A 10518-nucleotide genomic window follows, 5' to 3' on the forward strand; every position below is an offset into this window, starting at 1 on the left:
TATTTTCCTTTTAAAGTTTTTAATAAATAGGCGTCATCGCCTGATTGTTTAAGACTGAGTAGAGACCGCTACGCAAAAATTTTGCTGGTCGCAACCCCAGTCGTTGCAGTGTCAATGGAGTAAAGAATATTTACACCCATTGTGGTTACCGCTTGCGCGGTAATATTTGCTTGTTGCTGTGCAGCAGTTGCATTATGGGCTGCGTTCGCCAGCGCCTGTGAGGTCGCCTGAAACAGGTTACCCATAGCAATAGACGGCGCATCGCCTAGCACCTGTACATTGGCTTGTGTTACTGAGTCGGTTATTTGACTGTTCACTGCGGTTGGAAAAGCCATCGTGTCGTCCTTATGGTTGTTTACAAATTCAGCCTAATTGTTGTCAGCTTAATACTTTAGGGCTTGCGTCAAATTTGCTCATTCATCGATTCAAGGTCTTTCCAGAGCAAACACGCATAAAACACCTTAGTTACCTAACCCAGCAACTGGCTGTTTTTGTGGCTGAAGAATACGTTTGGTTGCAATGCCTGTTGTTGCAGTATCAATCGAGTACAGCGTTGTGACGCCCATCGTTGTAGCCGCTTGCGCTGTCATTGCTGACTGTTGCTGCGCAGATGTTGCATTGTGTGCTGCGTTTGCTAGCGCTTGAGAGGTCGCCTGAAACAGGTTGCCCATGGACATCGCGGGCGCATCGCCCAGCACTTTTACATTGGCTTGTGTGACGGAATCAGTAATTTGATCGTTAACTGCTGTTGGAAATGCCATAATTTCACCTATTTGCTTTGAGTTTTGGAATAAAAAACATATGTGGTGTTCAGCGCATATATCTTTGCGTCATCGCCTAAACACTGAGGTCAGTATAAGAAATCTAGCAAGGTGAGAATTGGCAGTACTGCTTAAAATGGTTGGTATAATAAAGCGACTAATTGGTAAATATATCTAAACCGCTGCATGCTGATATCTATCGGTGAAATCAGCATGCACCTTGATGCTAAGTTAGTGTTTTGTGCGTTGATCGCGATATACACCGGGGCTCACCCCAACCACCGACTTAAATTTCCTTACAAAAAAGCTCAAATCAGAAAAACCGACATCATCGCAAACCTCAGTAACTTGGCTATAAGGGTCTTCGCGTAACAACACCATCGCTCTTTTGATCCTAATACGCAGTAAGGTTTGCTTAAATGACTGACCAACAAAACGTTTAAACAAAAAAGACAAATGTGAAGGACTCACACAGGCATAGCTGGCCACTTCACTTAAACTCAGTGGCTTTTCAAAGTTTTTATCGACAAATTGTAAGGCGCGAATAAGGGCCGGGTGGGATTTATGAGGATGCGGCGCAGCCGGTGTGGCAGCTATGCCCTCTCCCCTTTGCTCTGCAACAAGCAAGTCATGTTCATCATTACATTGAATTAGCGACTGCACTTCTTCGGTCAAGCTTGGCTCGACGGGCTTTAAAACATGCATTGCCATCGGCTTTGGCGTGGCCTCAGTTTGCATTGCAGGAAAAATGCTGAGCAAGGCCTGACTAGACACCGCTTGCTGGTTACTCAAAAAAGACAGTTTATCTAAACAACGCTTCAGCTGTTTCACATTATGCGGCCAGTTGTACGCTTTCAATATCTCTAATGCCTGAGGTTGAAGCTGTAAATTCGCAATGTGCTGACAAGTCCCCCGATAATGCTTAACCAATGCGTCGATGTCTTCTTTGCGTTCGTGCAAAGAAGGAACCGAGAGCTCAAGACAATGATAATGTAACCAACTCAAAAATGAATGCTGCTGACTTTGTCCTAATGCCTCAGCTTGCTTTTCACATGTGGTAGACGTGATCAGTCGTAAAGCGGGATACTCTGTTGATAAATTGAGCCAGTAGTCTTTAACTGATTCCGCTTGCGCTGAACTGAGCATATCTATGTTTTTCAGATAAAGTGAGCCATTTTGTGTTTGTGCAATGAGCTGTTCTAGCTGAGCCGCTGCACACTGCTCACCCCAATTGGCGACATTCGAGACAATCAATGACTCAGAGCTGGCTTTCCCTAAATTGTGCAGATGACACGCAGCGAGATGCTTTCCACTGCCTGGCTCGCCAATGATGTGAACAGGCAAGTTACAATGGGTAAGTTGGTTTATCTGCTGATTTAATTTAAACAATGCATCACTCGTACCAATCCAAGGTTGTACGGCGGGTGTTAATTTTAAAACTGTAGACATGGTTTTTCCTTGTTTTCTCAAAGTACAGAAAACATGCGCATTCAACCGCGTACTGAATGGCATGCCGTGTGGTCAAGGAAAAGATATTTTTTTACGCTCCCTAATATTGGGTCATATGCGGGTCACTTGCTCAGTCTTGCCCTGAATATGATCAAACGAGCCAGAGATATACCAACTAAACTCTGTTTCATGCACCAGGCTTTTGAGCGCTTCTTGGATCAAAGGGTGCACAAAGCTAAAGCGATCCTCATTTTGCCTGATCAGTCCACTGCAAAGCATTTTATGCAACACACACAATGGGGCCCGAATTTCATGGTATTCATTAAATGACTGTAACTGCTGGGTATCAAAATACTGACCAAGACTGGCGGCAAACTTCAACGTATTGGCAACGTCACAAGGCATATTATTGAGGCTACTTAGAGCCAGTAATTGCAATGTGTCAGGGACTTCTGTTGCTGTATAGTCATCACAGAGTAATTGTTTTAAAAAAGAAGGGTTGCCTTCAGCGCGCTCAATCGCAGCGATGACCCGTCTTTGCTGACTTGCAACTAACACACCTTGGCTTCTAAGGATGTAATTCGCAAGCTGGTGCATGGACTGCTTATCCAGTGGTTTCACTGCAATGGAATGGGCGCGGGTAAGCCAGCTTGGTGGTTGTACAAAAAACCTTTTTTGCTGAGCCGAAATAATGAGTAGCATAGGTTGTGGGCAGTCACTTTGAGCAAATTGACTGACAAAGTACAGTTCCTTAGCAGTTAAATTGTGCGCATCATCAATGACCATGTTTACGATGCCTTTATGGGCAATATAGCGTAACAATTGCTGTATCAACTGCGCGTCTAACTGTTGCTTACGCACCGTACAAAGTACGTCCAGTGCCTGTGATTCATGTTCATTTAACGCAAGACCCAACCACTGATATAAGCGCAAAATACTCAAAGGCCCGGTAGCAACTGTATAGACCTTACTCTCTATCGCAGCATGAGATGTTTCTTCATTAATCGATAACAAGGCGCGCACTAAACCGGCAATGGCTGAACGACCTTGGTTTTTCAATGAGGGAGCTGGACATAAAAAATAAAGACTCGATTGATTTGCTGCCTTTAACTGGGCTACAAAGGTGTTCAACAATGCGGTTTTACCAGCCCCTGTCATTCCTTGCAGATAAATGGTCTGTAACGCTGAATGTTTAACTGCTTGATTTAAAATCGTGTGGAACTGTTGTAACTCCCACTCTCTGCCAAAGCAAGGGAGCGGCATATCTCTGATCAAGTGGCTATAAATCCAAGGTGGTGTATCAGTATCTTGAAGTAAAGTATCAATACTGACCTCAAAATAACTGGCCAAGCTTTTGATGGTGCGACATAACACCTGCTTTCCAGCTTCAGCCCGTTTGATTGTAGAAACTGAAACAGGTAACCGCCGGCTTGCACACTCTTCAGCAAGCTGCTCTCGACTAAGGGCTTTTTTTTCTCAGTAAACGTAATACTGTCTTATTTAATGCAACTCTGCCGTTGCTAGAAACACTCATAGTTACTCCTTTAAATAATGATTATAAATGGTTGAAAGTACTGTTTGCTTTGTTCGCTAAATCGACAAAATCCATTTTGCAGATATGTTAACAGTATTTGTATTACGCGTTATTACAAGGCTATGAATGGACGAGCGAACCTACGAGTATTCACGCCAATATGACATAAATATGAATAAAGTGCGGACTACTTCCCGTGAAAAACACGTTATATGACGAAATAGTAATAGGCACTAAGCAAAGTGATATTTGTTGCTTAAAATAACATGTAGAGATCAATTCACGTTTATCAAAAAAACGCCCCTGTTTTACCAGAGGCGCTTTAGTCTCTACTTTAAATATTCCATGGGTTCGCCAGTTTGCAGCGATCTATCCGTTAGGGTTTTATCGGGTTGGCGAAGATCCGGTTTTAACTTGTGGCCATACTTGTCGACGCTATTTAAATAGTCGTCTTTATCGCGTATTTCTCCTGAGGCTTCCAGCTCTGCTTTTAGCTCACCCGGCTTGTGGGTTTCTTTAAAGCTGCTGTTTTGTGGCGTCAGACTACTCTCTGTATTTAAAATCAACGGTAGGCCATCTTTGCCACTGCCAATCACCACCACTTTGGCATTATTCGATTTTGCCAACTCGATGGTGGCTTCAATACCACGCCATTTAAGATAGGCCTCAGAAATACCGTCACTGACCATTTCTTGAAAAAGCGCAATCCCTTTGGCTTCTTCCTCTTTACGCAGCGCTTCTTTTTTCGCGACTTCAACACGCATTTTATACTCTTCCAAAATATAGTTTTGATTCACTTTGGAAATGATCGCACTGTGTACTTTATCGGGTAAATCAACGCGCTTGATCAGCACATCATCTAAGTTCACCAAGTGGTGACCCGCCATTTTTTGCGCCTCTTGGCGCAGCATCGACTTCTCTTTTAGTTCCAGCTCATTGAGCACTTGTCCAAGCAACTCTTCTTGTACTTCTTTGCGTTGATTGCCATACACCTGCTCTGCATCGTATTGCGATACAATCATGCGCACTCCAGAGCTCACCTCTGGGAGAATGATTTCATCGACATAATCTGGCCCGACTAACTTGTGCAAATAGGGGATAAAGTCTACTTCAGGGCGATAACGTACCGTGATATCTAGGGTGATCCGCAAGCCCTCGTTGGTGATGGCATACACATTGGTATGTGCAGTTTGGTAACGGCTAGAGTAAATGGTGAGCGTATCCCATGGAAACACCAATACTGTGCCTTCATGTAATGGCGCATCCAAATAAGTACCGCCACCAAAGCGCTTCCAAAGTACCCCAACTTCACCCGAATCAACCTTGATAAAAATGACTGGAATAAGCGCTATCACCAAAAAGATCGCAATCAATAAGGTTAACCCTGCGCGAAAGCGCCAAGATAAAATGCGTCGTCTCAATTTAGGTTGATAACGTTTGAGCAAGCGCATCAAAATATTCGATATTATTATTGCCAAGATGGCGCTAATTATAATCGTCAGCGTTATATCAGAAGGGAGAATGATGTTCATGATGTTACTCCTTTACCCTCAACTTCATGGTGTTCCATTAACTGTCCTTCGACCATTTTTAAGTGCACATCGGCCAAATGGAAATACGCATCATCATGGGTGATGGCAATGACGGTGTTACCGCGAGCTTTAAGTTTTGGCAGCACCTGCTCATAAAACTTACGCCTAAAAATAGGGTCCTGATCCGCCGCCCACTCATCAAAGATATAAATGGGTCGGTTTTCTAAAATGGTGCTCAAAAGAGCCAATCGCTTGCGCTGACCGGATGATAGGTCAATGCTGCTAAACTCCCCATCCACTACTTTGACCTTGGTGTTCATCTCTAAAAACGCCAACCAATCATCGATTTCTTCTTGGCTGGTATTGTGAATACCATAAAGCTGCTTGAATAAATGAAAGTCTGCGAACACCGCTGTAAATAAGCTGCGATAGGCTTCTTTGAGGTTATCTGTAATAGGTTGGCCATCGACTAATATTTGCCCGCCTTGCAGTTCATACAACCCAGTTAACATACGGATAAATGTGGTTTTACCGCTACCATTACCACCGGTAATAAAGGTGACCTGCCCGCGCTTCAAGCTCAAATCCACAGGACCAACAAAAAACGGCCTGTCACCACCTTTTTGGCCATGCTGGTAATAAGCCCCTTCCAGTTTCAACTCATCAAAATTATGTACATAGGAAAAGTGCTCTGTATCTAAGTTTGAATTATCCACTTTGGCACGTTTGAGGTCTTCTTCCAAAGTCAGTACGTTTTGCGCCGCTTCCGTTGCGGTGGTGTAAATTGGGATCCCGCCAACAATACTGGTAATGGGGCCAATTAAAAACAGTGACGCCGTGGTGACTTTGATCACCACATCTGTGTATACATGAGACAGGCTCGGCACAATAAACACCATGGCTCCCGTGGCGGCAAAAAAGGTGATTTGCGAGAGCACAAAATCAGTAGCGAATAAAGTTTGTGTGGTGGTTTTGGCTTTTTTAGCCCGCGCGGAGTCCATAACAAATTCATGTTCTAAGTCATCGGCTCGCGGCACGCTCAGCTTCACCTCTTTAAAGCCATCCAACAAGTCAGATAAGCGTTGGATCAACTTATTTTCGCTCTCAAATGACAGCTGCATATTGCGTTGGATTTCATTAGCGCGTAGCCGGTGAATGCTGGCGCCCATTAAAATTAAAATGGAGATAACCAAAAACGCCACAAACGAGTGCCACGCGATATATAAAGAGGTAAAAAACACTAGGCTGATCGACTGACCAATAATCACAAACAGCTGTGCCGACTGTGAGATGGTTTGCAGCTCTTTACTGAGCGTATTAAAAATGCGCTCTTTGCCTATGGTTTCAAGGGTGGATAACTCGGTATGACGCACACATTCAAATAACTCAACACGCAGCCTATCAATGGCTTTTTCGACCATTTTCGCGGCTTTGGTCATCAGCCTTTGCTGCGTCAGGCCATAAATTGAAATGGTCAGAATAAACAACACCAGATAATAGAGAATATGGTTCTCTTTGTGGATATCTGAAATGTTTTCCGACACGTTATTTATCAAGGCAAGGACTAACGCATTAGCAAGGCCAGAGATACAGCCCAACATCACGAAAGTCCTTTTCTTTATTTTTATATTCCGACTGATTAAATCGTATAATACCATTTTGATTTTCTTATCATTTTTGTTATCGGCTAAATAGCCTTACAGCGATAATTATCGCCAAGCGCACTTAAAATAAATTAAAGCTAGTCGTCCTCACTTTCTTGCTGTGGGTTACGATCTTGGGTGAGCAGCAACATCAGCAAGCTCACTATCGGCGTCAAAAATAATGAAATCAGAAAAAAGCCCACCGGCCCTGCAAACGTATTGCGTCCCCAATAGCCGGATAAAATACATAACACCAAATACAATGCCACTATCATAATGACCTCCTCAAAAGCCCAATGCTGCGAAATAAACCAACAGTTAACCTGTTGGTTTATCAAGGTTCAGCCACTGTGATTACACAGTGGCATCGCTCGGTTGTGTGCTGGCATTACCTTTATTTTTACGATATTTCGCTGCAATATCAGCAATATCGCCCTTAATGCTAGAAAGATTAAGGTCAATCAAAGTGCCACCATTTTCAAAATGACGAATAAACGTGCTGCCTACTGCATGCGTAGATGCGGCAGACACTACAGGCATAAATGCGATTGCACTCAATGTTCCAATTACCGGCACTGCTTTTAAGAAGCTACTTAAACCAGCTCCCCCAAGCGTTTGCGGAAATGAACCACCGATCACAGCACTGACCGTGCCACGCAGTTTATTGTCGCTGTATGATTGGCCATACACGTTGGCAATTTCACCAATCATCTTCATTTGGATACCCGTCAAAGCCACTAAATCAACCGCTGGAATTGGGATTAACCCAGAACCAAACGACCATTTAGAGTACTTATCGACAATGATCTGCGCCACGGCTGCTCGGTCTTCTGCCTGAACTACAGTGCTTTGCGGCTCCGTAGCAGAAGCATTCGCTTCATTTGCCTTGTCGTCCTTTGCTGTTTTTGTCGCTGTCATAATTCATCCTCTATGATGTAGATTTAAACAGTTGTGAACCCACCAAGTTCATGCGAAGTGTTTAAACATCATTAAACTTTGCATTTACTTGCCCTTATCACTGTAATTCCACGCGAAATTACAGAAATTCCGTATTAAGGCCGACAAAAGTACAGAGACACACTTCACCCAACACTCTAATGCAGGCAGCCTTTAACTCATCTTGTTACTGGTATTAATTCACCGTGCCATCGAGCACGCCTTGGCACTGCTCGGTACGGTGTCTATCGTTATAGAAAATAATGTTACGTAACTCTTCTGCGATACAATCAGACTCATAACCGGTTTTGTGGTAATTACTAAACGCCATCACGGTTTGATCACGCTCTAACAACCTTGAAAAGCTGGTCACCCATGAATACGGGTAGCTGCCTGAGTACTGTAAAAACTTCTCGTATTTGTTCAAATTGGTACTGTTAGGATCATCTGGGCAATCGGCGACTTTGCCATACTGATTTGGGTCGATATAGGTCACAAACCAGCCGTAGCCAAAGTACTCACATTCATCATCACTTTGGGTGTTTTGGTACGGCGCAAACGCCATTTCTTTTTGTTCGGCATTTAAGATTAGGTCACCATATAGACCTTGATCCCACTTATGCATGTCTTTCACTGTTGAATACATGTCGCCAGCGGAATACAGCACTAACGGGTTGCTATACGGGTTTTTAAAGATGTTTTCGTAAGGCGTTGGCCCGCCCGTTTCAGGTGGGCGACCCGTTGTGAGTGGCAAATATTGGTTTTCGTCAAAGACATAACCTGTGGTCATATTTTCATAAATACCAATGGCGTTAAACGCACCGCTGTCTTGCATATTGAGCGGGTCTAATATTTGCTCTTTAACGATGTTTCTGAAATAAAAGCTTGGGTCTATTTGACCTTGCTTACCTGCGGCTAACTGTTCAATGATGTTACCAATGAGGTAGTAATTACAATTGCTGTAGGTAAACTTGGAACCCGGCTCAAAACTCGGTTTGTTATCCTGCTCTGTACAGGTACAAAAGCGATTGCCAAAACCTTCAGGACCATTTAAATCTAACGTGTCATCGTATAAATATGGTCGCCAGCCCCAATCAAGATATACGTCTGGATTATCACTGTAGTTATCTATGCCTGAGGACATGCTCAACAGGTTATGTAATGAGACATCCGCGCATTGATTTTTCGGATACCAAGGCAGGTAATCGCCCACCGTTTTGGTTTTTAAATCCTCGTCTGCCAGCATGCGTAGTAAAATTGCTGCGGCAAACTCTTTGGTATTCGACCCAATGCGATATTTTGAGTCTGATGTATTGGCGACATCATATTGAATATTTTGTGGGCCGCAATTGGCCTTGTACACCACATCCTCACCGGAAGTGACGTAAATACTGCCAAAAAAGACCATCTTATCGCAGTAGTCTTTGACAGTGACTTCGAACATTTCTATCTGTTCGGCAGTAATGGTGTGGTCTTTTGCCACTCCATTTTTAAAACAAGAGGTCAGAAGTAAACTCATACAGCATAGGCTTAAAACCCTGAGTTGTTGCTGATAAAGCCCGTTCATTGTGTGTTTCCCTAGCGTTGCTCAGTTACTTTGCTAACTTCTTTACTACTAACAAAACTCATATTTAGCACGACAATTGCGTCCATATTAGTACGCCGCTTTTGCCATACCCACCAGCACCTTTCTGGTGCCCGTATACGCTTCTCGACCATGGGTGTATAACATGTTGTCGAGCAGCATAATGTCATTGCGCTGCCACTGATAAGCAAATGTCAGCGAGCGATACACCTCATTAATAATGGCAATATCACTGGCTGCTATTTCACTGCCATCTCCGTAGTAGGCATTGCGCGGTAAATTCTCTAGCCCAATACTCTCTCGCATTGACTCAGGTAACTGATTGTCGATGCTTGAGCAGTGAAATAAATGCGCCTGATTAAACCACACCTTTTCACCTGTTTGTGGGTGGGTCGCAACCGCAGGACGAATTTGCTTGGTCTGCAAGTGGTTATCAGGCTTCCACTCAAAAATAATGTCGTTTTTCCAGCAATACGCTTCAACTTCCTCTTTATTTTGAGTTTGAAATACTTCCTGCCATGGCAAATCAATATCGCCATAGTTGCGCACATACATGACGCCCAGTTTTTCAAACTTTTCCCGCAGCGCCACAGGTAATTGCTGATACACTAAGCGGCTGTCAGCGAGCGGTGTATTACCACCTGTTTTTGCCGGGACCACACAGAAAAATCCCATGCGCATTGGCCAACAGTTGGAGTAGGCATTTTCGTTGTGCTGCAAAATAACCTGATCAGCGTGATACTCCGTGGTCGTATAAATGTTGTTTCTCAGTGCAGTGCGTGGTGAGGAGCGATAAATATACTGGCTGAGTTGCTCGCCAAAAATTGCTTCCAAAATCGTGCTGAACTGATTGGTGCTCACAATATTCAAGCCGCGCAGCAAGGCCACACCATCTCTATCTACCCACTCATTAATCTCTTTAATATGGCTTTTCACCCAAGCCAAACCACTTTGCTTTTGCGCTGAAAGGTCATGCACAAAACTATTCAGCTCGGTCCTCGTGTCCTCTTTGTCGAGCGCTAGTAACTGATCCATTCTATTCCCATCCTTAACTAGGTAAGATAAAATTACAACATAA

The 10518-nt window shown here is 43.7% G+C and carries 10 protein-coding genes; all 10 read right to left on the reverse strand.

Features of this window, described 5'->3' with window-relative positions; genetic code table 11:
- Nucleotides 1-68 precede the first annotated feature (68 nt).
- The 10 genes from L1077_RS03320 to L1077_RS03365 all read right to left on the reverse strand — a co-directional run bounded on the left by L1077_RS03320 (nucleotide 69) and on the right by L1077_RS03365 (nucleotide 10475).
- Nucleotides 69-335 carry a RebB family R body protein gene (locus L1077_RS03320; RefSeq protein ID WP_010380819.1) on the reverse strand — a complete coding sequence of 89 codons (267 nt, stop codon included), beginning with the start codon at nucleotides 333-335 and terminating at the stop codon, nucleotides 69-71.
- 126 nt (nucleotides 336-461) lie between these two features.
- Entirely contained in the window at nucleotides 462-761 is a 300-nt protein-coding gene (locus L1077_RS03325) for a RebB family R body protein (RefSeq protein ID WP_039607636.1), read from the reverse strand.
- 231 nt (nucleotides 762-992) lie between these two features.
- On the reverse strand, nucleotides 993-2210 hold the full coding sequence (locus L1077_RS03330; protein ID WP_237135590.1) for an AraC family transcriptional regulator: 1218 nt from the start codon (nucleotides 2208-2210) through the stop codon (nucleotides 993-995).
- Between the two features lie 111 nt (nucleotides 2211-2321).
- Nucleotides 2322-3584, reverse strand: a complete 1263-nt coding sequence (locus L1077_RS03335) for an AAA family ATPase (RefSeq protein ID WP_237135591.1) — start codon at nucleotides 3582-3584, stop codon at nucleotides 2322-2324.
- 489 nt (nucleotides 3585-4073) lie between these two features.
- On the reverse strand, nucleotides 4074-5276 hold the full coding sequence (locus tag L1077_RS03340) for a prohibitin family protein (protein ID WP_081216409.1): 1203 nt from the start codon (nucleotides 5274-5276) through the stop codon (nucleotides 4074-4076).
- Nucleotides 5273-6877 carry a cyclic peptide export ABC transporter gene (locus tag L1077_RS03345; protein ID WP_237135592.1) on the reverse strand — a complete coding sequence of 535 codons (1605 nt, stop codon included), beginning with the start codon at nucleotides 6875-6877 and terminating at the stop codon, nucleotides 5273-5275. The genes L1077_RS03340 and L1077_RS03345 overlap by 4 nt, the downstream gene beginning before the upstream one ends.
- Nucleotides 6878-7017: 140 nt before the next feature.
- Nucleotides 7018-7194, reverse strand: a complete 177-nt coding sequence (locus L1077_RS03350; RefSeq protein ID WP_196760557.1) for a hypothetical protein — start codon at nucleotides 7192-7194, stop codon at nucleotides 7018-7020.
- 79 nt (nucleotides 7195-7273) lie between these two features.
- Complete coding sequence (locus L1077_RS03355) at nucleotides 7274-7837, reverse strand: YcjF family protein (RefSeq protein ID WP_237135593.1); 564 nt, start codon at nucleotides 7835-7837, stop codon at nucleotides 7274-7276.
- Between the two features lie 214 nt (nucleotides 7838-8051).
- Nucleotides 8052-9422 carry a serine hydrolase domain-containing protein gene (locus L1077_RS03360; RefSeq protein WP_237135594.1) on the reverse strand — a complete coding sequence of 457 codons (1371 nt, stop codon included), beginning with the start codon at nucleotides 9420-9422 and terminating at the stop codon, nucleotides 8052-8054.
- Between the two features lie 87 nt (nucleotides 9423-9509).
- Complete coding sequence (locus L1077_RS03365; RefSeq protein ID WP_237135595.1) at nucleotides 9510-10475, reverse strand: TauD/TfdA family dioxygenase; 966 nt, start codon at nucleotides 10473-10475, stop codon at nucleotides 9510-9512.
- Nucleotides 10476-10518: the final 43 nt, after the last annotated feature.

The organism is Pseudoalteromonas luteoviolacea (assembly GCF_021654285.1).
In the GTDB taxonomy this organism is placed as follows: Bacteria; Pseudomonadota; Gammaproteobacteria; order Enterobacterales; family Alteromonadaceae; genus Pseudoalteromonas; species Pseudoalteromonas luteoviolacea_J.